The sequence below is a fragment of the Lacihabitans soyangensis genome (genome assembly GCF_024343775.1).
GTDB lineage: Bacteria > Bacteroidota > Bacteroidia > Cytophagales > Spirosomataceae > Leadbetterella > Leadbetterella soyangensis.
Window position 1 is genome coordinate 36,989 of record NZ_RJUF01000020.1, and the last position, 25,218, is coordinate 62,206.

Annotated in this window: 21 protein-coding genes; 13 read left to right on the top strand and 8 right to left on the bottom strand. The window is 38.0% G+C overall.

All coding sequences use genetic code 11. The annotated features are described in order from the left end of the window. Positions 1-86 precede the first annotated feature (86 nt). Entirely contained in the window at positions 87-785 is a 699-nt protein-coding gene (locus tag EGI31_RS08940) for a TIGR04283 family arsenosugar biosynthesis glycosyltransferase (protein WP_255036885.1), read from the bottom strand. 63 nt (positions 786-848) lie between these two features. On the opposite strand from EGI31_RS08940, the gene EGI31_RS08945 reads away from it, so the two are divergent. From EGI31_RS08945 to EGI31_RS08980, 8 genes are all read left to right on the top strand, one after another. Further along, on the top strand, positions 849-2,321 hold the full coding sequence (locus tag EGI31_RS08945; protein WP_255036886.1) for an NAD(P)H-hydrate dehydratase: 1,473 nt from the start codon (positions 849-851) through the stop codon (positions 2,319-2,321). Between the two features lie 52 nt (positions 2,322-2,373). Then, a complete protein-coding gene (locus EGI31_RS08950) occupies positions 2,374-2,604 on the top strand; it encodes a DUF433 domain-containing protein (RefSeq protein WP_255036887.1) in 231 nt (76 codons plus the stop codon). Beyond that, the gene (locus EGI31_RS08955; RefSeq protein ID WP_255036888.1) at positions 2,601-2,951 is read left to right on the top strand and encodes a DUF5615 family PIN-like protein; all 351 of its coding nucleotides are present in this window, start codon (positions 2,601-2,603) and stop codon (positions 2,949-2,951) included. Before EGI31_RS08950 ends, EGI31_RS08955 begins: the two co-directional genes overlap by 4 nt. Further along, positions 2,941-3,327, top strand: a complete 387-nt coding sequence (gloA2, locus tag EGI31_RS08960) for an SMU1112c/YaeR family gloxylase I-like metalloprotein (protein ID WP_255036889.1) — start codon at positions 2,941-2,943, stop codon at positions 3,325-3,327. The genes EGI31_RS08955 and gloA2 overlap by 11 nt, the downstream gene beginning before the upstream one ends. Positions 3,328-3,405: 78 nt before the next feature. Next, positions 3,406-3,624: a DUF433 domain-containing protein gene (locus EGI31_RS08965; protein ID WP_255036890.1), complete on the top strand. Its 219-nt coding sequence runs from the start codon at positions 3,406-3,408 to the stop codon at positions 3,622-3,624. Continuing rightward, positions 3,624-3,956, top strand: coding sequence for a DUF5615 family PIN-like protein (locus EGI31_RS08970; protein ID WP_255036891.1), 333 nt, complete (start codon positions 3,624-3,626; stop codon positions 3,954-3,956). The genes EGI31_RS08965 and EGI31_RS08970 overlap by 1 nt, the downstream gene beginning before the upstream one ends. A 9-nt stretch (positions 3,957-3,965) precedes the next feature. Next, entirely contained in the window at positions 3,966-5,060 is a 1,095-nt protein-coding gene (locus EGI31_RS08975) for a D-TA family PLP-dependent enzyme (RefSeq protein ID WP_255036892.1), read from the top strand. Continuing rightward, positions 5,057-5,434, top strand: a complete 378-nt coding sequence (locus tag EGI31_RS08980) for a co-chaperone GroES (RefSeq protein ID WP_255036893.1) — start codon at positions 5,057-5,059, stop codon at positions 5,432-5,434. The genes EGI31_RS08975 and EGI31_RS08980 overlap by 4 nt, the downstream gene beginning before the upstream one ends. A 119-nt stretch (positions 5,435-5,553) precedes the next feature. Here EGI31_RS08980 and EGI31_RS08985 read toward each other — a convergent pair whose 3' ends face one another. Continuing rightward, positions 5,554-5,991: a thioredoxin family protein gene (locus EGI31_RS08985; RefSeq protein WP_255036894.1), complete on the bottom strand. Its 438-nt coding sequence runs from the start codon at positions 5,989-5,991 to the stop codon at positions 5,554-5,556. Positions 5,992-6,099: 108 nt separating this feature from the next. Between EGI31_RS08985 and ccsA the strand changes: the two genes are divergently transcribed. From ccsA to secA, 3 genes are all read left to right on the top strand, one after another. Next, positions 6,100-8,622 carry a cytochrome c biogenesis protein CcsA gene (gene ccsA, locus EGI31_RS08990; RefSeq protein ID WP_255036896.1) on the top strand — a complete coding sequence of 841 codons (2,523 nt, stop codon included), beginning with the start codon at positions 6,100-6,102 and terminating at the stop codon, positions 8,620-8,622. Further along, positions 8,619-9,221, top strand: coding sequence for a DUF4230 domain-containing protein (locus tag EGI31_RS08995; RefSeq protein WP_255036897.1), 603 nt, complete (start codon positions 8,619-8,621; stop codon positions 9,219-9,221). The genes ccsA and EGI31_RS08995 overlap by 4 nt, the downstream gene beginning before the upstream one ends. Before the next feature lie 229 nt (positions 9,222-9,450). Next, positions 9,451-12,768: a preprotein translocase subunit SecA gene (secA, locus tag EGI31_RS09000; RefSeq protein WP_255036898.1), complete on the top strand. Its 3,318-nt coding sequence runs from the start codon at positions 9,451-9,453 to the stop codon at positions 12,766-12,768. Positions 12,769-12,828: 60 nt separating this feature from the next. Here the strand turns inward: secA and dusB are convergent, their stop codons facing one another. Next, positions 12,829-13,857 carry a tRNA dihydrouridine synthase DusB gene (gene dusB / locus EGI31_RS09005; protein WP_255036899.1) on the bottom strand — a complete coding sequence of 343 codons (1,029 nt, stop codon included), beginning with the start codon at positions 13,855-13,857 and terminating at the stop codon, positions 12,829-12,831. 109 nt (positions 13,858-13,966) lie between these two features. Between dusB and EGI31_RS09010 the strand changes: the two genes are divergently transcribed. Continuing rightward, the gene (locus EGI31_RS09010; RefSeq protein WP_255036900.1) at positions 13,967-14,902 is read left to right on the top strand and encodes a CPBP family intramembrane glutamic endopeptidase; all 936 of its coding nucleotides are present in this window, start codon (positions 13,967-13,969) and stop codon (positions 14,900-14,902) included. Positions 14,903-14,985: 83 nt separating this feature from the next. Here the strand turns inward: EGI31_RS09010 and EGI31_RS09015 are convergent, their stop codons facing one another. The 3 genes from EGI31_RS09015 to EGI31_RS09025 form a co-directional block, all read right to left on the bottom strand. Next, positions 14,986-16,542, bottom strand: a complete 1,557-nt coding sequence (locus tag EGI31_RS09015) for an Rne/Rng family ribonuclease (RefSeq protein WP_255036901.1) — start codon at positions 16,540-16,542, stop codon at positions 14,986-14,988. 327 nt (positions 16,543-16,869) lie between these two features. Then, positions 16,870-17,688: a tetratricopeptide repeat protein gene (locus EGI31_RS09020; protein ID WP_255036902.1), complete on the bottom strand. Its 819-nt coding sequence runs from the start codon at positions 17,686-17,688 to the stop codon at positions 16,870-16,872. 7 nt (positions 17,689-17,695) lie between these two features. Further along, entirely contained in the window at positions 17,696-17,980 is a 285-nt protein-coding gene (locus EGI31_RS09025; protein ID WP_255036903.1) for an HU family DNA-binding protein, read from the bottom strand. Positions 17,981-18,160: 180 nt separating this feature from the next. Between EGI31_RS09025 and mutY the strand changes: the two genes are divergently transcribed. Continuing rightward, complete coding sequence (gene mutY, locus EGI31_RS09030) at positions 18,161-19,195, top strand: A/G-specific adenine glycosylase (RefSeq protein WP_255036904.1); 1,035 nt, start codon at positions 18,161-18,163, stop codon at positions 19,193-19,195. Here mutY and EGI31_RS09035 read toward each other — a convergent pair. Both EGI31_RS09035 and EGI31_RS09040 read right to left on the bottom strand, forming a co-directional pair. Beyond that, the gene (locus EGI31_RS09035; RefSeq protein ID WP_255036905.1) at positions 19,192-21,723 is read right to left on the bottom strand and encodes an OmpA family protein; all 2,532 of its coding nucleotides are present in this window, start codon (positions 21,721-21,723) and stop codon (positions 19,192-19,194) included. The genes mutY and EGI31_RS09035 overlap by 4 nt on opposite strands. 117 nt (positions 21,724-21,840) lie before the next feature. Next, positions 21,841-25,218: T9SS type B sorting domain-containing protein (locus EGI31_RS09040; protein WP_255036906.1), on the bottom strand; the 3,378-nt coding region annotated here is incomplete at its 5' end.

A 25,218-nucleotide genomic window follows, 5' to 3' on the forward strand; every position in this document is an offset into this window, starting at 1 on the left:
CTAAAAATAATAGATAAATCTGAGTGTAGGTCTGAAAAAGCCAGTAAAGGGAGGGAAATTAAACTTTTTGAGTCATTGGCACATCGCTAATAGTCCAAATTCAAGGCCTTGGTGTAGTTTTCTTTAATTTGTTGTGGCGTGGCATTATCTTTCAAAAAAGCCCGCATGGCGGCGAAATTCGCTAATTGTATCCTCCAAAAACCATTCTTTTCATACTTCCGGGCAGAAACAATTACCGATTTTTTTGATATTCCAAACTTAAATTTCGCTTGTGCTCTTCTAAGAAAATCGTAGTCCTCCATGATAACGTATTGTTCATCAAATCCGCCCAATTCCAGAAAATCTGCTTTTTTCAGAAAAAGCGTTTGGTCTCCTCCCCTGCACCAAAGAAAATTTAATCTTGTAAAAAAGCTGTTTATTTTCAATAATACATTTTTTGATTCAATGATTGCTCTGAAACAGCCTAACTGAGCAAATTGTAATACTTTTGTTATTTCAGAGACGTAGTTTTTTGGTAAAATTGTGTCTGCATGGACGAAAAACAGTATATCTCCTTTGGCCAAATTAGCTCCGTAATTCATTTGACTGGATCTTGAATTACAAGGTGTTTTAATATATCTCACCTCATAAGCAGCTAAAGTTTCTTTCAAGTTATCTGTAGAATTTACAGAATCTAAAATCAAAATTTCTATAACCTGGTCTCCTTTGCCCTCGATAATTCCCTCAACCGTCTTTTGAATGGATTTGGATTCGTTATAAGTAGGAATTAAAATACTGACCGTCATTTTCGATTAAAAAATTTGCCGAATATAGCTACATTAAAGCTATTTTTGAAAAAAAAGCAATTGATGAAAATTTTATCTACGTATCAAACAAGAGATCTGGATGAATATACCATAAAAAATGAGCCCATTCCATCTATTGATTTGATGGAAAGAGCGGCTCAGGCTTTTGTAAACTCATTTGTTTTGAAATATGACAATACCTTCAAAACGGTTATTTTTTGTGGAATTGGCAATAACGGAGGGGATGGTTTGGCAGTTGCCAGAAAACTTCATCAATTAGGTTACGATGTCCAAACCTATGTTTTGGGTAATTCCACCAACGGCTCAATAGATTTTCTAGAAAACCTAAAAAGACTCCAAAACCAAAGTGAAGTAATCAAGCTCTCAGAAAATGATGAATTTCATTTGCCAAAAAAAGAAAAGAGTGTAATCATAGACGCTATTTTTGGTTCAGGGCTCAATCGCCCGATTGACGGATTCTTGGCCATTGTAATATTAAAAATCAATCAAACTGGTTTACCAATCGTATCCATCGATATTGCTTCTGGTTTGTTTTCGGACACCCATTCACCACAAAGTGCTGTAATTCAGCCAACTTACACCATTACCTTTCAATATCCAAAATTGGCTTTTTTTCAACCAGAGAATGAAAAATCCGTTGGAAGCTGGGAAGCTGTGGATATTGGCTTGTCGCAAGATTCTATCCGAGAAGCTAAGACAAAATACTATTACACCAGCTCTGCAGAAATAAGGCCGTTAGCAAGGTCTAGTTTTTCGCACAAAGGCACTTTTGGGCATGCTTTTTTGGTTGCTGGAAGCTATGGAATGATGGGAGCCGCAGTACTCGCCACCAAGGCTTGCCTGCGATCGGGCGTAGGTAAAATCACCACTCACGTTCCCAAAAAATGTGTAGATATATTACAAATTTCTGTTCCAGAAGTAATTGTGGATATAAGCCATAATGATTATCACTTCGATGGCATTTGGAATTTCACGAAATACGACGCCGTGGCAATGGGACCAGGAATTGGTCTTGAAAACATTGATAAGTTTGAAGAATTTCTAAAAAAGACGCCAAACAAAAAACTTATCATTGACGCAGATGGCATAACATTTTTGGGTCAAAGGCCAGAATTATTAAAGCTTTTGCCCAAAAACACCATCCTGACGCCACATCCAAAGGAATTCAAGTCCTTGATTGGAAGAGGTTGGGAAAATGATTTTGAAAAACTAGAAATACTTTCTGAATTTGCAGTTTCAAAGAAAATAATCATCTGCCTGAAAGGCAAAAATACGGCTGTGGCTCTACCTAATGGAGAAATTCACTTTAATTCTACTGGTAATTCAGGCATGGCCACTGCAGGTAGCGGAGATGTGCTTACGGGTATTATCCTAAGTTTTCTTGCACAAGGTTACCCACCAGAACAAGCTGCCATTCAGGGAGTTTACGAACATGGATTAGCCGGAGACCAAGCGGCAAAAAATCGTTCAGAAAGATCAATGATTGCTAGCGATATTATTGAAAATTTGAGATAAGTAAATAATTGAATTCTTTTTTTTATTTTTGTTTCATATAATTCCGAAACTGATGAGTAATCTATTAGACCGAATCACAATCATGCCAGACATTTGTCATGGAAAGCCAACTATTAGAGGCATGAGATATCCTGTCGAGATGATTTTAGATTTATTGTCATCAGGAATGACTTTTCAAGAAATTATTGATGATTATCCAGCAATTGAAATTGATGATATCAAAGCCTGTCTTTCGTTCGCTTCGAAGATGACCGATGTAAAAATACTAAGCAATGTGGCATGAAGTTTTTAGTAGACGCTCAATTGCCTTACGGAATAAAGCAATATCTAAATTCAATTGGATTTGACGCAATACATACCAACGACATTCCTTTAAAAGAAAAAACACCCGATTGGGAAATAAACAAAATATCTGTTGAACAAAATAGGGTTGTAATTACCAAAGATAAAGACTTTCTAGACTCTCATCTTTTAAAAAACATCCCTAAGAAGCTCATTCTCATAACAACAGGTAACATTCGGAACAAAGAACTCTTCCATCTGCTTATCAATAATTTCAATCAAATTTTTGAGCTTTTAGTCCATCACAACTTAATAGAAATCAATACTAAAGAAATCAATGGAAATTAAAAAAATACACCACATCGCCATTATTTGTTCCAACTATGAGAAATCTAAAGATTTCTATGTCAACAAATTGGGCTTAGAGATATTAGCAGAAGTGTACCGAAAAGAAAGAGACTCCTATAAACTCGACTTGGCACTTAATGGCGAGTATATTATCGAATTATTTTCATTTCCAAATCCACCTATACGGCCAAGCCGCCCCGAAGCTCGTGGTTTACGCCATTTAGCCTTTATGGTTGAGAATGTAGAAAAAGTCAAGTCTGAATTAGAAAGTAAAGGTATCGTTTCAGAACCCATCAGAATAGACGAATTTACAGGAAAGAAATTTACTTTTTTTGAGGATCCCGATGGTTTGCCTTTGGAAATTTATGAGGGGTGAGACCAAAATTGAACTAAAAGTTGCTAAAGGATTATTTATTTGCTAAATAGTTTTAATTTTGTTTATCAAAAAATATTTATGGAAAGGATAACATTTAACCCAAATCAATGTGGTGGAAAACCCTGCATTAGAGGTATGCGTATTAGAGTAGTAGATGTTTTGGAGCTATTGGCTGCTGGTATTTCCATTAATGATATTATAACTGAGGAACTTCCTGACTTGGAATATGAAGATGTGGTAGTGTGCCTAAATTACGCAGTTTCTAAGCTCAATCATCCGGTTATCAAAGCAGCATAATGATCATTCTTGATTCCCATCTACCACCAAGTTTGGCTCCGCGGATCATAGAAACCTACAATATCGACTGCTTTTCAGCCACTTACCTAAACTTAAGACATGCCGCTGACTTAGATTTGTTTCAGTTTGCGAGAACCAATAATGCTATTTTTATAACCAAAGACGATGATTTCTTAGAGTTAAACAGCAGATTCGGCAGTCCTCCAAAAATCATTTGGCTCACTTGCGGGAATACATCAAAAAAACGTCTCAAAGAAATGTTTGTATCTCATTTTCATCAGGCAATGGAGCTATTAAATAACTCAGATATTGTTGAAATTTCAGGAATCTAAAATTTAATTATGACCTCAAACTTAGCCCAAATCGACTCCCCTTCTCTACTTATTTTGAAAGAAAAAATTGAGGGCAATATTGATAAAATGATAGCCATTGCTGGTGGAGATTCCAGCCGATTAATGCCGCACATCAAGACCAACAAAATGGAAAATGTGGTACGAATAATGATAAGCAAAGGCATAAGAAAATTTAAGGCGGCAACCATAGCTGAAGCTGAACTTGTTGCCATGGCCGGAGCCGAAAAAGTACTCATATCCCACCAACTTCTAGGCCCAAAAATAGACAGATTATTAAGCTTAATTGTAAAATATCCAAACTCAAAGTTTGCCTCTTTGGCCGATTGCAATGCCGTGGTTGACGAAATCTCTGAAAAGTTTTCTTCCAAAAATATAATAGCAGAAATCTATTACGATATAAATAACGGCATGGATAGGTCGGGCCATGAAATTGATGAACAATTGGCCAATGATTTAAAATATGCAGCCTCCAAACCTTCCATAAAACTTTCAGGATTACAAGTTTATGATGGACACATTCGTGACGATGCTTTTGGTGAGAGAAAAGCCAAAATAGAGGCTGGAATGAAAAAAGTTTATGAAATATTGGCTGAACTGAAACCTGAAATTGGTGATTTAGAGGTTATAGCTGGTGGAACTCCAGCCTTCACATCACATGCTTCTGAAATTTCTCGCACGCTAAGTCCCGGCACTTGTGTTTTGTGGGATTGGGGTTACGGCGATAAATTTGCAGAACAAAACTTTGAGTTTGCGGCATTGGTGATGAGTAGAATCATTTCAAAACCAAAACGAGGGATTATAACAACAGACATGGGCCACAAAGCCATTTCTTCTGAAAATCCGATTGACAAACGTATCAGATTTTTGAACCATGACGACCTCAAATTGGTTTCACAAAGCGAGGAACACGGAGTGATAGAAACCCCAAATTGGGATAACTATAAAGTTGGAGACATACTTTTAGGTGTTCCTTATCATGTGTGTCCAACTGTGAATCTCTATGATGAGGCTCAAGTAATTGAAAACTCTCAGTGGACTAACACTTGGAAAATAGAAGGAAGAAAAAGGAAAATAAACGTATGATAGGCGTATCAAAAGACAACAAATTGAAGAAGTTAATGGTGGTGGGCGATAAGGTTTTGATAAAGCCCAAAAATCCAAAAGATAAAACCAACTCGGGACTTTACCTTCCGCCAACTGTTACAGAAAAAGAGGATGTGCAATCAGGCTATGTGGTGAAGGTTGGCCCTGGCTATCCATTGCCCAATACAGCCGAAGAAGAACCGTGGAAAGCAACAGAAGAGAAAGTAAAATATATGCCTCTGCAAGCAGAGGAAGGGGATTTGGCTATTTATTTACAACGCCACGCCATTGAGATTCAGTACGAAAGCGAAAAATATGTGATAGTTCCGCAGGCCTCCATTTTACTTCTGGAAAGAGCGGAAGATTTATTTTAAGTAGCTCGATTTTTCAAATCGAGTATTTTAATCTCTATAGATAATTGGTGTTTTTTGACAGCGATTTGGAAAATCGCTTTACGTGTGAGCGGCGATTGTTGCGATTTAGGAAAATCGAACTACTTTTTGAGTAATCCTTTGGTGTAGTCGGCTTCGTCCATCAATAATTTGGGAGGAAAAACTCCTTCTAGGCGGTTTACCAATTCACCATCTGGACTAAAAAACAAGTAGGTTGGAAAAGCATTAACCATATATTTTTGTACAAGAGCTCTTCCAGGTACATCCTCAGCGTTTACTCTGTAAGCTATAAATTCGGCGTTGAACTTTTTAGCTACTAGACTATCCGAAAAAGTTGTCTTGTCCATGATTTTGCAAGGTCCGCACCAAACAGCATACACGTCCATAAAAACCATTTTATTTTCTGACTTCGCTCTTTTCAAAACATCCTCAAAACCAATTTCCTGCATTTTTAAGAAATTCATCTGTTGGCCAGAAACTTGGCTCAAACCAGCCATAAAAACCAACCCAAAAGCAATATTCTTTTTTAGAAAAATCATAACACATATTTTATCTGACAAATCTGGTAATAATTGTTAATAAAACCTCTTTTTAAAACCTTTTTTAGGGTAATTTTGTAATCATTTTACAAAACAAAAATTTCGGAAATGCTCAGAGCATACTTAGGCCAAATCGGCCATATATTGGTTATACTAGCTTTTATTTCTGCGTTAGTTGCCACCTATACTTACTTTATCAGTGCCAAAAACAACAGCAAAGACTCTGATTTCTGGCGTTCAATTGCCCGTAAATCATTCTTTTTACATACTTTTTTTGTAATTGGCGTTGTACTAGTCCTTTTCAGTATCATCTTCAACAAATATTTTGAGTACCATTACGCTTGGGATAATGCCTCGCTAAGTTTACCATTGGGCTATGCTATTTCATGTTTTTGGCAGGATCAAGAAGGCAGTTTTCTTCTTTGGATGTTCTGGAATGTTATTCTTGGCGTTGTTTTGATATTTTGGTTTAGAGACAAAAAGAAAAACTTTCTGCATTTCGAAAGTCCAATGATGGCAATTTTCTCGGCAGTTCAGGCTTTCTTGACCAGTATGATAGTTGGGGCGGTACTTTTTGGTGATTTCAAATTGGGTAGTTCGCCGTTTTTGCTTTTGAGAGAATCTATGCCCAATTTACCAGTTTGGACCACAAACCCAGACTTCATACCAAAGGACGGAAACGGTCTAAATCCATTACTACAGAACTATTGGATGGTTATTCACCCTCCTACCCTGTTTTTGGGATTTGCCACTACATTAATACCGTTCGCATTTGCATTGGCTGCTCTTTGGAAAAAAGACTACAGCGATTGGACAAAAATTGCCCTGCCATGGTCTCTAGTCTCAGGTGTTATTTTGGGAACAGGTATAATGATGGGAGCCATTTGGGCTTATGAAACTTTGAATTTCGGAAGTTATTGGAGCTGGGACCCAGTAGAAAATGCGGTTTATGTACCTTGGTTGGTTTTGGTGGCCAGTATTCACACCATGCTAATTGCTCGTAAGAGTTCTTCAGCTCTTAAAATTACTTTCATTTTAAGCATTGCACAGTTTATTTTAATACTTTACAGCACCTTCCTCACCAGAAGTGGAATCTTAGGAACTTCATCTGTCCACTCATTTACAGACCTCGGTCTCTCTGGTCAGCTACTCATTTATCTGTTATTCTTTGTTGCAGGAGCAGTTTTATTGATGGCCTTAAGGTGGAAATATTTACCAAAAGACAACAAAGAAATCTCTACCTACTCCACCGAATTTTGGATATTTCTTGGGGTTACGACACTTACTTTGGCAGCCTTCCAAATTACGTTAACAACTTCAATACCAGTTTATAACAGCATTGCCGAATTGTTTAATTACAAACTAAACATGGCTATGCCAACGGACCCATTGAAACACTACAATACATTCCAAATGTGGTTGTTCATTGGAGTGATTATTCTTACTGGCATTGCACAGTTTTTTTGGTGGAAAAGGGTGGACAAATCTTCTGTAAAAAAACTGCTGAATCCTTTGATAATCACGCTGTTGATTTCGGCTATCGCTATCACAGTTACAGGTGTAAACCATTGGCAATATATCATACTATTAACGGCCGGTATTTTCTCCATAACCGCCAACGCAACAATTCTTTTGGATATTATCAAAGGCAATTTTAAAGTTGCTGGAGGAGCCATTACTCACATCGGGGTAGCATTGATGTTGATCGGAATCATGTATTCATCTGCCTACGAAAAGGTCATTTCGGTGAATTTAGCAAATGAAAAAATATTCAAAACCGAAAAAGACAACAAAGAAAACGTGTTGTTGTACTACAACCGCCCCACTCAGATTAACGATTTTACGCTTGATTATCGTGGCGAATTTGTGGATGTTCGTAACGTTCCTGGCTACATAGAAAAGAAATTCATCCAGCCAATACCTGAAAGTGATTTCAAGGGCATAGCGAAAGCAGACATCATGGATGGTGACAAATTATATGTAAAAAGAGGTGATACCCTAGAATACGAGGCAGAAAACACTTATTATCAGGTTAATTATCAGAAAAAAGGCGAGAAAGATTTCAACTTTTATCCAAGATATCAGATAAACCAAAAAATGGGAAATGTGGCTTCGCCACATATCAAAAAATACTGGAATAAAGACATTTATTCTCACGTAAATTACGTGACCACCAACGAAGACAAAGAATGGAGTGTGCCTGAAAACTATTCGGTAGCTATAAAAGACACATTCTTCTTGAATGATTTCGTAGCGATTCTAGATAATGTTTCTCCAGTGAATGAATTAGACGGATTACCACTTCAAGCGGGTGATGTGGCCGCTCAAGCCACTTTGAGAATACTTGAAAGAGACGGTGAAAGAATCATGAAACCGATTTTTGCCATTAAAAACAGAGAAGTGTGGAGCAAGCCAGTAATCAGTAGCGAATTGGGCATCAGAGCACAGCTATTGGCAATAAACCCCGAAACCGGCAAGTTTACATTCGCCATAAGTAGAGGCGAAAAAGAATACATTGTATTGAAAGCACTCGAAAAACCACATATCAACTTACTTTGGTTGGGTACGGCTTTGTTAGTAATTGGTATGAGCATAGCCTCTGCGAGACGATTTAGAATAGCCTTGAAATGATAAGGAACTGGGTGAAAATATTGTTTTATGTTGTTCTTATTCTGCTGAGCATTTTTGTTTGGGAGAAAGTAAAAACTTTGAGTTTTTTTAAGGCCGACGAAGTAAAAACCACTCACAATATTGTCATAAGGGAAATAGTAAGTTTGGGCAAAATGGAATTGGTCAAATATTCCTTCCGAGATGTGGTTGAACAAGAAATCATCCGAGATTTCCTACCTGACCCCAAAGCCATTTTGATAGTTCAGGGAGTGGCTGTGGGTTGTATAGATTTAAGTAAAATTACTGAAAAAGATTTGGCCAGTTCTGGAGATACCTTAGTTATAAATCTGCCAAATCCAGAAATTTGTTACCATAAAATAGACCATTCAAAATCTAAAATCTACAAAACAGATTATGCTTTTATGAACGAGGCAGTTTTGTTAGACGAAGCCTACCGAAAAGCCGAAGAACAAATTCTAAAGTCGGCCTTGGATTCAGACATTTTGGAACAAACTAAAAAGAATGCAGATTTGATTCTTAAACCATTGATAGAGAATATTTCTTCGAAAAAAGTAGTAATAAAATACCCACTCTCGGGAGATTTGAAAAGATTAAAATGAATTATCTGACGGTTTGTCATAGTTTCTTTTTTCAAGAAACCATATCCGTAGCTACTTCAAACATCTTGTTTTCAGTTTTTTATAGATTTAAACAAAATCAATCTCATCTGTCAATTTGACCGTAAATCCCTAAATTTGTAATTGCTGCACTATTCTTGTAAACAAAACGTTGAAATTCAGTAAATTTGCATTTCATTAAAATAGACATTTAAGAACTTAAGATATAAACATGTTCAATTTTTTAACAAAGAGTATTGCCAAGGTTTTTGGCACAAAATCAGACAAAGACATAAAAGCACTTAGCCCCTATGTCGAAGCAACTAATGAAGAATTTAGGAAACTTGCCGGACTTACCAACGACCAGTTTAGACAAAAAACGGCCGATCTGCAGCAATACATAAAAGACAAACTTGCTCATATTGACAACGAAGTGATAGCATTGAGAGCAAGTTCGGATAATAATCCTGACATGCTGATAGACGAACGTGAATTGATATTCAAGAAAATTGACGAATTGGAGCTTAAGAGAAACGTTGAACTTGAAGAAGTTTTACTTGAAATTCTCCCAAAAGCATTCGCCATAGTAAAAGAAACAGCACGTCGGTTCAAAGAAAATAGCACGCTCGAAGTTACAGCAAGTCATTTGGATAGAGAATTGGCCATGACCAAACAACACATCCAAATAGAAGGTGATAAAGCCATTTGGAAAAACGAATGGTTGGCCGCAGGAAATCTCATCAAATGGGATATGGAGCATTACGATGTTCAAATTATAGGTGGTGCCTCACTTCATAAAGGCAACATCTCGGAGATGGCCACTGGTGAAGGAAAGACTTTGGTGGCAACATTTCCAGCTTTCTTAAATGCTTTGGCTGGAAGAGGAGTACACATAGTAACGGTCAACGACTACCTTGCTCGACGTGACTCTGAGTGGATGGGACCGATATTTGAATTCAATGGCATAACTTGTGATTGTATTGATATTCACCCAGCCAATTCTTACGCGAGAAAAAAAGCCTACAATGCAGGCATTACTTATGGCACAAATAACGAGTTCGGTTTTGATTACCTGAGAGACAACATGGTCAATGACCCAACAGAATTGGTTCAGAGACCGCACCACTACGCCATGGTGGATGAAGTTGACTCCGTTTTGATAGATGATGCTCGTACGCCATTGATTATCAGTGGACCAATGACCAAGAAAAACGATGACGAACTTTTCAATACCCTCAAACCACGTATTGCTCAAATTGTAGAGGCCCAAAAACAATTGGTGAGTGGATTCTTGGTAGAAGCCAAGAAATTAATTGCCGAAGGTAAGAAAAAAGAAGGCGGATTGTCACTTTTCAGAGCACATAGAGGTTTGCCTAAAAGTAAGCCTTTGATAAAATACTTATCAGAAACTGGTAACAAAAAACTTTTGCTCGAAACTGAGGCAATTTATTTGGCTGAAAATCAGAAATTGATGCCTGAGGCCGATGCCCCTTTGTATTTTACGATAGAAGAAAAAAACAACTCCATTGAGCTTACTGACAAAGGTTTAGATTTTCTATCTTCACATGATTCTGACGCCAATTTCTTTACAATGCCAGACTTAGGCGTTGAAATGGCGGCTATTGAAAAAATGGACATCAGCAAAGAGGATAAAATCTTGAAGAACGATGAACTGATTAGAGATTATTCAACTAAAGCTGAGCGTATTCATGCAGTAAACCAGTTATTGAAAGCCTACACGCTTTTTGAAATCGACGTTGATTACGTCTTGATGGATGGCAAAGTGAAAATTGTTGATGAGCAAACGGGTCGTATAATGGATGGCCGTAGATGGTCTGATGGATTACACCAAGCGGTAGAGGCCAAAGAAAACGTAAAAGTGGAAGACTCTACACAAACTTATGCGACCATTACACTTCAAAACTATTTCAGAATGTACCACAAACTTTGTGGTATGACTGGAACCGCTGAAACCGAAGCTGGTGAATTCTGGAAAATATACAAGCTCGATGTTATTTCTATTCCGACACATAGAGACATCATTAGAGATGACAGACAAGACAAAGTTTACAAAACTGTAAGAGAGAAATACAATGCTGTTGGGGATGAAATCCTTGAAATGGTAAATATTGGTCGCCCGGTGCTGGTGGGTACTACTTCTGTAGAAAACTCCGAGCTTTTGAGTAGAATGTTGACTATCAAAAAGATTCCTCACCAAGTACTTAACGCAAAACAGCACGCTCGTGAGGCAGATGTAGTTGCCGAAGCTGGTAAACCAGGAACTGTAACCATAGCCACCAACATGGCGGGTAGAGGTACTGACATTAAACTTACCCCAGAAAGTAAAGCAGCAGGTGGTTTGGCCATCATTGGTACTGAGCGTCATGAGTCTCGAAGAGTTGACCGTCAGTTGAGAGGTAGAGCTGGACGTCAAGGTGACCCAGGTTCTTCACAGTTCTTTGTGAGTTTGGAAGACAACCTGATGCGTATGTTCGGCTCTGACCGTATAGCCAAGGTGATGGACCGTATGGGTATGGAAGAAGGCGAAGTTATTCAGCACTCTATGATTACCAGCTCCATAGAAAGAGCCCAAACCAAGGTAGAGGAAAACAACTTTGGCATGCGTAAACGTCTGATTGAGTACGATGATGTGATGAACATCCAAAGGGATACGATTTATAAAAGAAGAAAAAATGCCTTGTTTGGCGATAGATTAGCACTTGACATTGCCAATATTATATACGACACTTGTGCGGATTTGATAAAAAGTACACAAGGAAATTATGACGAGTTTGAGGTAAGAGCCATGCAACGCCTCGGAATGAAACCTGAAATCACTGAAGTTGAATTTGCTAAAGGAGGTTCTGCCCTTATCCATAAATTGTATAACCAAGCAGAAGCCCATTACAAGCAAAAGAATGAGGCCATCAGAAAAAATATCACTCCAGCTTTAAGAAATGTTCTGAACGACAGACAAGCCATGGAAGGTGAGCCATTTATGGCCATTGTGGGTGATGGAAATCATCACATAGCTATTTATGTGGATTTGAGAAAAACGGTAGAAACTGAAGGCAGGGAGTTGATATTAGAAATGGAAAAAAATATCTCTCTCAACGTAATTGACTCTGAGTGGAAAGAACACTTAAGAGACATGGACGACCTGAAACAGTCAGTTCAGAACGCCTCTTATGAGCAAAAAGACCCGTTATTGATTTATAAATTTGAGGCGGTTGAATTGTTCCAAAATTTCTTAAAGAAAGTAAATACGGAGACGGTAGGCTTCTTGATGAAAGCCAATGTGGCCGAAATGAGATTCCAACAGGCCGCTCCTGTACAAAGCTCTAATAAGCCAAAACTCTCTACAAACAGAGCCGAAGGTGCCGAAGAAGGTGCAAAACCACAAATGCTTGCTCCTGCTAAATCGCAAAAAGTGGCGAATAGAAACGACAGAGTTAACGTACAGTACAGAAACGGCGTGGTTAAAAGAGACGTAAAATTCAAGAATGTTGAAAACGATGTCTTGAGCGGCGATGCTGTATTGGTGGATTGAATTTGAATCAATTTAATAATTTCAATGAAAAAGGAGGCTAAAGCCTCCTTTTTCATTTAGTTAATCCGCTCCACCATATTCCACCACCTTCGCTTTAGACTCTAACACTACTCCATCAAATTCTTTCAAAACTATGTCTAAAGTTTCGAAAAGTTCATCTTTATCGAGAGTCTGTACTAGTTTCATACGATATTCTTTAAAATGCGGAAGTCCTCTGAAGTAATTTGAGTAATGCCTACGCATCTCTAACATACCCAGTGTATCGCCTTTCCATTGTATTGAAAACTTAAGATGTTGCCTTGCAGCTGCTACTCTTTGCTCCATGGTAGGTGCAGGAAGATATTCTCCTGTTGCTAAAAAGTGTTTAATTTCATTAAAAATCCAGGGATACCCTATAGCAGCACGACCAATCATAATCCCATCCACCCCGAATCTGTTTTTATAATCCAAAGCCTTTTCAGGTGAATCAATATCGCCATTACCAAAAATCGGAATTTTGATCCTTGGATTATTTTTTACTTTGGCTATCAATGTCCAATCTGCTTCGCCTTTGTATAATTGTGCACGTGTACGTCCATGAATACTCAATGCCTGTATGCCCACATCTTGTAATCTCTCAGCTACTTCCTCAATATTCTTGGTGCTTTCGTCCCAACCTAAACGTGTTTTTACTGTTACCGGTAGATGTGTGGCTTTCACCACTTCTTCCGTCATTTTGGTCATCAATGGAACATCCTGCAATAGTGCCGCACCAGCACCTCTACATGCCACTTTCTTCACCGGACAACCGTAGTTGATGTCAATAAGGTCAGGATTTGCACCTGTGGCAATTCTGGTACATTCGGCCATCGTATCTACGTCACTACCGAATAGTTGAATTCCGATAGGACGTTCGTATTCGAAAATATCTAACTTTTGTACACTTTTATGGGCATTTCTGATCAAACCTTCTGATGAAACAAACTCCGTGTACATCATATCAGCACCGTTTTCTTTGCATACCTGACGAAACGGTGGATCGCTCACGTCTTCCATCGGTGCCAACAAAAGCGGAAATTCACCTAATTCTATATTTCCTATTTTTACCATTGTAAACTATTGAACCACAAAATTACGACCGTTTGTACATAAATTTATGATTTTCAGAGATAAATGACAGATATTTGCATTTTAAATAGACAAGTTTAGCCTAGCTGTTATGGATTTTCTACAATATTTACAAACAACCAAAGAAAACAAACCTGGTACTTCGCTCCTGATTTTGTTTGTCATTTTGCTCATCTCGCTGGTTTTGGCCCAAATAGTGGCAGGTGGACTGATGATTCTAATGTCAGGAATTGAACTAAGTAACATTGGCAATCTAATTGATGTACTGATGACCTCCAAAAACGGTTGGTGGGCCATGATGCTTTCACAAGGTGTTGCCTCTATTTTCACTTTCATTCTACCGGGTTTATTGTTTTGGTATGCTGTGGAAAAAAAGCAATTCAGTGACCTGAGTTTTAAAGCATTACCTTCAATTCAGATATTTGGTTTCGTCATACTCATTCAGTTATTCTTCAGTCCATTTAGTGGTTGGGTCCAGAGTTTAAACGAGAAAATGCAACTTCCTGCTAGCCTCGAATGGCTGGAGTTGATCATGAAAAGCATGGAAGATAGTGCAAAAACACTTACTGATTTCCTTACAAAGTTTGATTCTCCAATACAATTGGTTGTCGCATTAATTGTTATCGCCGTGATAGCAGGAGTAGGTGAAGAATTGATATTCAGAGGATTAATTCAAAGAAAATTACTTTTAGGAATCAAGAACTACCATTTAGCCATCTGGATTTCGGCTATCATATTTAGTGGTATTCACATGCAATTCTACGGCTTTTTCCCAAGAATGTTCCTTGGAGCCTTATTTGGCTATTTGTATTATTGGTCGGGAAATATTTGGGTACCAATATTCGCCCATATATTCAATAACGGCCTTGCGGTAGTGCTTATGCACATGGTAAATCAAAAGAAAATTTCTCCTGAAATAGAGAAGCTTGATACAATACCTTTGCCCTATGTTGCTATCTCAGTATTGTTATTTGCAGGCTTAATGTATTTGTTCAAGAAAAAATATACAGAAGTAGATAAAGCATAGTAAACTACTCTAGATTACATTCCTTAAAAGCAAAAAAGACTTTAATCCGATGGATTAAAGTCTTTTCTTATAATAGAATATTCTTAATTGTTCAACTCTATATCGTCCCCGTTTGAATCTAAGAAATGATAGTCAACCATTCCCAGTGATGAGTCTTTGATGAGATTAATCCACTTTTTATACTTAAAGAACCACTTCATTTGTTTTGAAATTAATCCCTCTTTGTAATATGCATAAATAAACGGATGGAGAATGATGCTGATTTTCTTCTCGTTTTGTTTTGTCAACAAATACTCCAAGTTGTTTTCTATGAGATCAGTAACGGCTATACTTGCCTGTATGGTACCCGTTCCGCTACAAGTTGGACAAGTTTCTCTCGTAACCACATTCATCTCAGGACGAACCCTTTGACGTGTAATTTGCGAAAGTCCAAACTTCGAAATTGGTAAAACTGTATATTTAGACCTGTCGGTCTTCATTTCGTCTTTGAGAGCTTCGTGTACATCACGCTTGTTCTCTACTTTCTTCATGTCTATGAAGTCCACCACTACTATACCACCCATGTCTCTCAGACGCAACTGGCGAGCAATTTCTACGGCGGCTTCTTTGTTAACGCTCAATGCCGTAGCTTCTTGATCTACCTCAGAGGTAGATTTATTACCGCTGTTTACATCAATTACGTGTAGAGCTTCGGTATGCTCGATAATCAAATAGCCTCCACTTGGAAGACTTACCGAACGCCCGAAAAGAGATTTCAACTGTTTCTCAATACCGTAGTGCTCAAAAACTTTGGTTTTACCACTGTGCAACTTGAGAATTTTCTCTTTTTGAGGAGCAATATTTTGCAGCAATGTACGCATGCTGTCGAAAGTCTCTTTGGTATCTACTACGATAGAATCGAAGTCGTCGTTGAGCATGTCTCTAAGTATAGAGGCGGCTCTGTCCATTTCTGAAACTATTCTATCTCTCGGCTTTGCATTTTTGAGTAGCTTTAGACCATTTTCCCATTTCTCGATACAGTTCTCCAAATCTCTTTGAAGATCTACAACTTCCATATTTTCGGCAACTGTTCTCACAATTACCCCAAAATTCTCAGGCTTCACAGAGGACATCAACTTATGCAGCCTTTGTCTTTCTTGCTTGCTTGTGATTTTTTTTGAGATATTAATAGAATTGCTGAAAGGCACCAAAACAATGTAACGACCAGCAATAGAAATGTCACAAGACAACCTTGGGCCTTTAGACGAAATGGGTTCCTTAACCACCTGCACCAAAATAGGTTGATTCTTAGACAAAACATCTACTATTTTCCCTAATTTATCAATTTGTGGCTCGGACTGAAAATTCTTGAGTTTAAGACTTACTGGCCTTTTGGCTATAACGTCTTTGGTAAACTTGTTGAGAGACTGTATATTAGGACTTAGATCATGGTAATGCAAAAACGCGTCCTTTTCATAACCAATATCTATAAATGCGGCGTTGAGACCTGAAACCACCTTTTTTACTGTACCAAAATAAATATCTCCAACAGAAAACTGGTGCTCGGTTTCATCAAAATGGTATTCGATTAGCCTTTTGTCTTGACATAAGGCTATTCTATCACCTTTGGGTGTGGCAGAAATATATAATTCGTTGCTCAAAATTGAGTAAGAATTAAAAGTTTAAAAAATAATTTGCTTTTAAGATTCAAAAACATGCTGAATGACATGACAAAATTGCTACGAATCGAATAGCAACAAGTTGTAAAAGAACAAAAAAGTAAGCAGAATAAACAATATCTGCTTACTTAAATGTATTTGTAAGAAAAATTATTTCTTCTTGTGACGGTTTTTTCTAAGACGTTTCTTTCTTTTGTGAGTCGCCATCTTATGTCTTTTTCTCTTCTTTCCGCAAGGCATAGCTTTAAAAATTTATATAATATTGTAAAATTCCTTATTCGATTTTTTTTCGAACCGCAAAGATAGTGATTACTTTAAACTATTCAAAGTTTTTGTAATTTCATCTTTCATAACGGCATCGATGTTTTGCTTCAACACATCATTTAAAAGTGCCTTAGCTTCTGGCTTTTTGTCTAGTTCTATCAAACTGTAAGCCAAACCCAATTTAGCATTGACATTTGTTGGGTCTATTTGTAAAACATTCTGAAACCTTGCAGCTGCTTTGTCGTACTGATTAGACTGCATCGAGAGACCACCCAAACTCATGATAGCGGGTATGTACTTTGGCTCTTGATCCAAAACTTCTCTTAACATCGTGATGGCCTTCATTGGTGAATCGGATCCGACATAACTCATCGCCAAGTTTGTTTTGGCGTGTAAATCAGCGGGTTGCAAGGCCAGAACTTTATTGTAGGCCTGTCTTGTTTTTTCTACCAAGAACTCCATATTTGCAGGGCTCAAGGCAAGATTAAAACCCTGAAAATAAGCATCTCCGGCTAGTGTCCAATTCTCAACAGACGGGTTGTTTAAAGCGATTTTCTCGAAATAAAAACCAGCACTGTCAAATACTGACTCTTTAGAATATAGTTCTGCAATTTCTTTTAGAACCTCATTTTTAGAAGTTGAAGCTGAGAGTTTTGTCTGTAAAGACTGCAAAAGTTTTTCAGAATCACCTGAAAGTTTGTGTGCAGCCTCCTTTGAGGCCTTGACACTATCAGGTTTTGATTCTTGAACGGTTTGAGCAACATCTTTCACTACAGACTTAGGCCTGGTAAATAAAAAAGCGAAGCTCGCTATTCCTATTAATACAATTATCAGTAAATGCGTTTTCTTGTTCAAACCGTTCAAATCAAAATTATTTTACATTTGTTTTAACCTCTTCAACAAACTCTTTTGAAGGCTTAAAACTTGGGATGAAATGAGCTGGAACTGTTACAGTAGTTTTTTGAGAAATGTTACGTGCTTTTTTCTCTGCTCTTTTTTTGTTCACAAAACTTCCGAAACCTCTTACATAAATGGCTTCTCCACTTGCCAAACTGTCTTTAACTGTTTGAAAAAACGCCTCAACGGTGATTGAAGTAACTGCTTTGTCAACTCCTGTTTTGTCCGAAATAATCGAAATAACCTCTGCTTTCGTCACGATTTATTAAATTTACTTGTTAAAAAATTATTATTTAGCTAAATGAATTTAGATTTAGGACTGCAAAGATAGAGGTTTAGCGAGAATTCTCACAAAAACTTTTATCTTTTTTTTTATAATTTATTAGTTATTAAGTAGTTAAGCGACGATTTTCATACTTAAAAAAAATCAATAAACAAAATGTTTGCAAAAAAAATTATCTCTTGGTATTTAAAAAATAAGCGTGATTTACCATGGAGAAACACTGATAACCCGTATTATATTTGGCTTTCAGAGATTATTTTGCAACAGACCAGAGTTCAGCAAGGATTGCCCTATTATGAGAAATTTGTTGAAAACTTTAAGACTGTGGAAGCATTGGCGGCCGCAAATGAAGGTGAAGTACTGAGACTTTGGCAGGGCTTAGGATACTATTCAAGGGGAAGGAATCTGCACAAAACAGCCCAAGTGGTGGTGCGGGAATATGGAGGACGGTTTCCTGACAACTTCAAAGATTTACAAAAACTAAAAGGAGTGGGTCGCTATACCGCGGCTGCAATAGCCTCCTTTGCTTTTAATGAGTCTGTGCCCGCAATAGATGGAAATGCTTTGCGTGTGCTAACACGGTTCTTTGAGATTTTTGACCCAATCGATAGTCCATCAGTTCAAAAAAACATATTTGATATTGCAACTGATTTGATGAAAAATGTTGATGCCGGAAATTATAACCAAGCCGTAATGGAGCTTGGAGCAACGGTATGCACACCCAAAAATCCGAATTGTGAAGAATGCCCAATAAACATCGAATGTAAAGCTTTTGAGAACAAAAGCGTGAGTCAGATTCCGATCAAAGCAAAAAAAACCAAAGTGAGTCAGAAGTTTTTTCAATATTTTGTTTTCGAACATAAGGGTAGATATTGGTTAAAAAAACGAGCCGATAACGAAATTTGGGCCAATATGTATGATTTCTATCTCGTCGAGAGTGAAAATCTTGATTATCACGAAAACCTAGAAAAGACTATTGAAGAGTTCAATATTGAGGTAGAATCAGTTAAAACTTACCCAGTAGTCAACCATATTCTTACACATCAAAAACAACAGATTGCTTTTACAGAAGTAAAATGTAAATCTGCTTCAACAATCGGAAATGGAAACTGGTACACCATAGAAGAACTTGACGACCTGGCGAAACCGAAAATAATTGTTGACTTTATTCAAAATCTAAAAAAAGGTTAGATTTTTTCTATTTTAAGAATTTTAAACTCCGTACGTCTGTTGCGTTGGTGTTCGGCCTCGGTGCATTGAACACCATCACTACAAGCATTAAGTGGTTCTGACTCGCCCTTTCCCACCGATTTTACTCTGGATTTATCAATACCACGAGAGGTAATGTATTTAAAAACTTCCTTTGCACGGCTTTCAGAAAGTCTTAGATTTATAAGAGAGTTTCCACGCGTATCGGTGTGAGATGACACCTCAATTATCATGTTTGGATATTTTTTGAGTGTGTTTACCAATTTATCCAAGTCCTTTTTGGCATTTTCCCTAATCTTATAAGAGTCTGATTCGTAGTAGATATTCTCAAGTTTAATCACGTCGCCGACCTTATATAGTTTGGTGTCGAATAGATTAAGAGAAAAAGTTGGCTTCTTTACTTTTTTACCAAAAAGTGTTTTTCTCACTGACTTCTCTATGATTTCAGAACTTGAGCCAAAGTCATCTTTCATTGCTATAAGTTCATAGTCACACTCGAGGTCACGCTTAAATTCGTAACTACCGTCCTTTTTGGTGTACATTTCTTGCACCTCGCCTGTGCATTTATTAATGAATTTCACCTTGACAGCAGCAATAGGCTCGCCGCCCTCACCACCGGTTATAACACCTCTGAAAATATTAGAATTGCCACCAACAGTACGCTTCTGTATTAATTCTCCACGTTTTTTAGGTGTTTCTACTTTTGCAATATCTTGCGGTATGATTACCTCTTTTTTCAGAAACACCTCAAGAACTCCAGGCTCGTAGTCAGATGCATCTATGTTTGAATAGTTTTTTGTTTGAGAGATGTAACCTTCTTTGGTAAAATTAAAAACAAAATCCTTGTCGGCCTCTAGACATAACTTAATAGTGCCCGATGCATTGGTTGTGGCATTTTCAACACTGCCTTTTACCGAAGAAACGCCATATTCAAAAACCATTTTGTCTAGAGGCTTCTTGGTGTCTTTGTCGAAAACATTAACTACTAGATCTCTACAACCAAACTTTGCACCTACTCTGTTGAATTTATAGATGTCATCGTCAGAACCGCCACGCTTTCTGTTGCTGCTAAAATATCCAATGGTTCTTTCTTGATCAGTGATTATGCCGAAGTCGTCATTGTTAGAGTTGAGCGGAGCTCCGAGATTTCTGACCATACCCTTTGCCATTCCTGAGATAAGATCAGTTTTAATTGTGAACATATCCAGGTCACCGAGTCCTGGAAGGCCATCTGATGAAAAGTATAGATTTCCACCTTCGTCTATAAATGGGAACATTTCGTTTCCAACCGAGTTAACCTTCCCTCCCATGTTTTCGGGTTTCGACCATGCTCCGTTTATAAATCTCGAAATATAAATATCTGTACCGCCATAACCGCCCGGCATGTCTGACACAAAATAAAGAAAATTATCCTTTGAATTGACAGACGGGTGACCGCAAGAATATTTATCATCATTAAAATCTAACTCTTTAATATTGCCCCAATCAGAGCCTTTTTTCTCTGCAGAGTAGAGTTTGAGACGGGTAATACCTTCTTTTTTATTAGAACCAAACAAACCACCAACATCAGAAGAGCCGTTTCGGGTAAAAATAATCTTGTTGGCGTTGTCATAAAATGTACACGGGCCCTCGTGATATTTTGAGTTTAGATTTTTGCTAAAACTTTTGATTTCTACCACTGAGTTTTCCTCATAGCCTTTGCTTCCATTTATGAGATCACTACCGGTGTGAGCAATGGTGTTGGCATCGTTGGAGGTGGGTGGTGTGTAATAATCATTACCTAATTTTTCGGTAGTGTTTTTTGATTTTGAGGTGGCACTGGCTTGTCCACCCGAACCGACAGCAGCAGTGGTGTTTTCCTCTTTAGAAATTACTTTTAAATCCTCTAAATAATATAAATCCAAAAAGGACGAATTATCCCATTTAAAAACCCTTTTAACTGAATTATTTTTGTTGCGACTCGAAACAAAAACCAAGCCATCTTTGTAAAATGTGGGACTAAAGTCTGGACTGGCTGTGTTTATACCAACATATTCAATTCTATAACTTTGGGTATTTCTAGTGAGCGGGTCCATGTTGGCGTAGAGCTTGCTGAACTCTATGCCACGTTTGTCTTGTTCCTGCAGTTCTGTGTATTTTATCCAAATCTTAGAAGATTCTTGGTGTTTTCCGTTGCTACTTAATACTTGAGCAAACCGCTGGTAGGCCTTTATTTCGTCCCCTTTTAGGGTCGGGTTATTGCCTAGAACCTCTTCATAATACTTTTCGGCGTTTTTGTAGTCTTTTACAAAATAATATGCCTCGGCCAAATTAAGCTTAGCTTTTTGGATTTCATCTGAAGTAAGATTCTTTGACTTTTTAAGAATGCCATCATATAATTCTATGGCATTGGCATACGACAAACTTTTAGTGCTATTCTCTGCCTTTTTTAATTGCTTCGAGGTGCTCTGCGAAAAGCCCACGTAAGCAAAAAAGCAAAAAAAGAATACCAAAAAGTTTTTTGGATGCATAAGTAATTTATGGTAGAACTATTATGACAAAAACAACAAAAATCATGCCTTTTAATAATAAACGAAAAAATGCCACCATTTATTAAATGGCGACATTTTCGTTTTTTTTCCTTCAAATTAGCGAACTACTGTAATGAATCCGTTTCTGACTTTAGCTTGATCTTTAACTTTTACTGAGTAATAATAAGTACCATCTGGAACACCTTCTGGTCCGAATCTCATACCCGTGTTAGAAGTTGCATCCCACTTAATAACAGTACCCTGAAGTACGTTTTCGGTTCCTGTATATTTCCAAACCAAATGACCCCATCTGTTGTAGATTTCGAACATTTCTACTACTACACCTTCAGGTACAAGAGACTCTAAGGTTTCGTTGGTTTGGTCGCCATTTGGAGAGAAACCACCTGGTATTTCGATCAAATCTACAAGATTAGTAGAAGACGTACTGTCTTTAGGTATTCTGAAAATAGTTGGAGTACTTGACAATGGTATAATCTGTGTTCCAGCATTTGAGATATCACTCACGATGACACCAGTAGTTGATGTTCCGTAGGCCACAATGTTGTTCAGATAAGGACCGTAGTTTTTCTTGTACTTCAGTCTAACTGTAAAGAATACTGTATCTACTTTACCGGCGGCAAGTTTAGATGTGGTGTCTGGTAAGGTTAGTCTATAATCAGTGTCACCGTCAAATGCTACGTTTTTGACAAGTTTACCTGAAACAGTAGGTTGACCTTCTACCGCAAACTGGATTGAGTCAGGGAATGTTTTGCTTAGCGTATCTACCAAGTAAACGTTTTTCAACTCACTGAATCCTATGTTTTTAACAAGAGCTCTGTATTTCACCTCGTAGGTAAACTCGTCAATCATTGATGAGTCAACAACGCTCAATGCTGCTGCAATGCCTGCCTTGGTAGAATCTACAGTGAAGGTCACTTTAGTAGGCTCATCATTGTCTAATGGATTACCGTTGCCATCTGGGTCAGGGTTTGTACCATTTGTAGATACATCGCTGATAGCCTGAGTAGTTCCTGCGAACACTTTGGCAGTGTTGAAGAACTCAGTTTTAGAGGCATTGGTGATGTCCACTTTAACTTTGAAGCTCACTGAAAGTGTTTTACCAATTTCGATGTTACTTAGAGAGTCAACCAACAATGAGGTGTTGGTTCCTCTACCTGTGTAGTTCGGATTAGCCTTCAGTCCTGTTGCAGCCGTTACAACTATGGTATCGTCAAGGATTTCCACACCGTTTCCAAATGTCACTCCTAAATCGTCTACTAACTTCACTTTAGTAAGTTTAGTAGCACCCATGTTGGCGATATTGAAAGTAAACGGTACTTCGTACTTGTTAGTAGCTATTTTAGTTATGGTTCCAACATTTTTGCTCAATCCTACGAGGTCAGTTGTTGAGACATCGTTTATAGTGAACAAACTGGTGTTGTTTGACAATACTGGATCAATTTGATCAACAGAGAAGAGCTCTGCTTTGTTGACAATTTTACCCGCTGCTATAACTTTTGCACGATATGTAAACTTCACACTATCTGTTTTACTCAATGTGGCTATTTTAGCAACCACTGCACCGTTCTCCAATTTGGCGTTGGTACTTACTGACTCTATTACTAATCCAGCAGGTATTATATCTCTAACTACAAGGTTTGTGGCCGTATTAGTTCTAAGATTTTTAACAACAACTGAATAGTTTACAAAACCATTAACTGGAACTTTAATCGAATCCGCAGTTTTCTTGACAGAAATATCGACAAACTTACTAGAATCTGGAGTTACACCACCAGTTCCACAATCAGTTATGGTAACTTTTACAGCCACTGGATCACTGTAGCAACCCACTTTGCTTCTTTCGAACAAGTAGTAGTTTCCTGCTCCTACCATACCTGGAGTAGTGATAAGTGTCGAATTGGCTGAGTTACTTACATGGAACTCGAAGGTAGCACTTTCATTGCTTGGTGTACCCAATATGGCATTGTTAAGATCAACTGTCTCAAATGGACAGATATTCTTAATTTCAGCCAAGGCGGTTGGTTTAGGAACTGCTGCCCCAACTGTAACCGATACCACATTTGAAGACTCGCTTTCACAAGTACCTCCTACAGATTTACACTTAGCAGTGTAGTTGAACGTACCTGCTGTTGATGGTGTCACTGTGAGAACTGATCCTGTTTGACCATTTGCCCAAACTACTGTTCCAGCACATCCTTGAGCTGTAATCACTATACTTTCACCAAGACAGATAGTCGAAGTTTTGCAAGTGATGAAAGGCTTGTTAGGCAATCCGATGTTGATACATAATGTGTCAGATTTCTCACTTTCACATGTACCCACCACGCAAACAGCTGTGTATTTGCTGGTTGCTGTTGGTTTAACTTCAACTGCGTTACCTGTCATACCATTTGACCACTTGATTATACCATCACACTCATAAGCTCTAAGTGTAATTGATTCACCGGCACAGATGATGTCTGTTGCACAAGCTACAACTGGTTTAGTTGCTTTTTGAACTTTGACTTCAACTATATTAGATACCGGACTCACACAATCAGCTACTTTACAAACTGCCGAGTAAGTAGTAGTAACCGCAGGTTTAACTACTATTGAGTTACCGGATTTTCCGTTAGACCAAATTATTGTACCAGTTGTACAGCCGGTTGCAGTGAGTGTAATATTCTCTGGCTCACAAATAACTGTTTTAGAAGCCGCTACAACAAGTGCCGGAAGATTACATCCTGTTCCACAGTCCGTAGTTTTTATTTCAATAACTACCGGTTGAGAATTAGGACTAACTCCACATGTATTGGTACACTTCACTGTATACGAACCTGCTATTTTAACTTTAATGCTATTTCCAGTAGCTCCGGTGCTCCAAGTAACCGTTCCATTACAACCATCTGTACTTAATGTGGCTGAATCGCCCGCACAAATTTTGGTAGCAGATGCTGTTATAATAGGTGCAGAAGGGGTACCTCCAACGGTGATAACTACCGCATCAGATGGTAAACTAGTACCGCATGAGTTAGTACAAGTAGCTGTATAAGAACCAGCAGTTTTTACGAAAATACTTGCTCCTTCTTTACCATTGCTCCATTTAACAGTTCCGCTACAAACGCTTGCTGTTAATTTAGCTGAATCAACTCCACAAATACTTGTTTTGTTGGCCACCACAATCGGTCCTGCAGGGCGTCCTCCAGTTTCAATTTTGATAATATTTGAAGCTAGGCTAGTTCCGCATGAGTTTTTACACTTAGCTGTATAACTTCCTGCTCCAACTTGAATCATATCGCCCGTGGCTCCTGTGCTCCATTCGATAGTTCCTGTGCATCCTACTGCTACCAATCTCGCTTTTTCAGTATCACAAACATTTACTCTATCTGTAGTAATTAATGGAGCATTTGGCACAGCACCTATAGAAATCTTCACGATGTTACTATTTCCGCTCTCTCCGCAAGTGTTTACACAAATGGCAGCATAGTCACCCGC

Excerpts from the sequence above, each read along its gene's own strand:
- EGI31_RS08940 (WP_255036885.1), bottom strand. The coding sequence starts at position 785 with ATGACGGTCAGTATTTTAATTCCTACTTATAACGAATCCAAATCCATT.
- EGI31_RS08945 (WP_255036886.1), top strand. The coding sequence starts at position 849 with ATGAAAATTTTATCTACGTATCAAACAAGAGATCTGGATGAATATACC.
- EGI31_RS08950 (WP_255036887.1), top strand. The coding sequence starts at position 2,374 with ATGAGTAATCTATTAGACCGAATCACAATCATGCCAGACATTTGTCAT.
- EGI31_RS08955 (WP_255036888.1), top strand. The coding sequence starts at position 2,601 with ATGAAGTTTTTAGTAGACGCTCAATTGCCTTACGGAATAAAGCAATAT.
- gloA2 (WP_255036889.1), top strand. The coding sequence starts at position 2,941 with ATGGAAATTAAAAAAATACACCACATCGCCATTATTTGTTCCAACTAT.
- EGI31_RS08965 (WP_255036890.1), top strand. The coding sequence starts at position 3,406 with ATGGAAAGGATAACATTTAACCCAAATCAATGTGGTGGAAAACCCTGC.
- EGI31_RS08970 (WP_255036891.1), top strand. The coding sequence starts at position 3,624 with ATGATCATTCTTGATTCCCATCTACCACCAAGTTTGGCTCCGCGGATC.
- EGI31_RS08975 (WP_255036892.1), top strand. The coding sequence starts at position 3,966 with ATGACCTCAAACTTAGCCCAAATCGACTCCCCTTCTCTACTTATTTTG.
- EGI31_RS08980 (WP_255036893.1), top strand. The coding sequence starts at position 5,057 with ATGATAGGCGTATCAAAAGACAACAAATTGAAGAAGTTAATGGTGGTG.
- EGI31_RS08985 (WP_255036894.1), bottom strand. The coding sequence starts at position 5,991 with ATGATTTTTCTAAAAAAGAATATTGCTTTTGGGTTGGTTTTTATGGCT.
- ccsA (WP_255036896.1), top strand. The coding sequence starts at position 6,100 with ATGCTCAGAGCATACTTAGGCCAAATCGGCCATATATTGGTTATACTA.
- EGI31_RS08995 (WP_255036897.1), top strand. The coding sequence starts at position 8,619 with ATGATAAGGAACTGGGTGAAAATATTGTTTTATGTTGTTCTTATTCTG.
- secA (WP_255036898.1), top strand. The coding sequence starts at position 9,451 with ATGTTCAATTTTTTAACAAAGAGTATTGCCAAGGTTTTTGGCACAAAA.
- dusB (WP_255036899.1), bottom strand. The coding sequence starts at position 13,857 with ATGGTAAAAATAGGAAATATAGAATTAGGTGAATTTCCGCTTTTGTTG.
- EGI31_RS09010 (WP_255036900.1), top strand. The coding sequence starts at position 13,967 with ATGGATTTTCTACAATATTTACAAACAACCAAAGAAAACAAACCTGGT.
- mutY (WP_255036904.1), top strand. The coding sequence starts at position 18,161 with ATGTTTGCAAAAAAAATTATCTCTTGGTATTTAAAAAATAAGCGTGAT.
- EGI31_RS09035 (WP_255036905.1), bottom strand. The coding sequence starts at position 21,723 with ATGCATCCAAAAAACTTTTTGGTATTCTTTTTTTGCTTTTTTGCTTAC.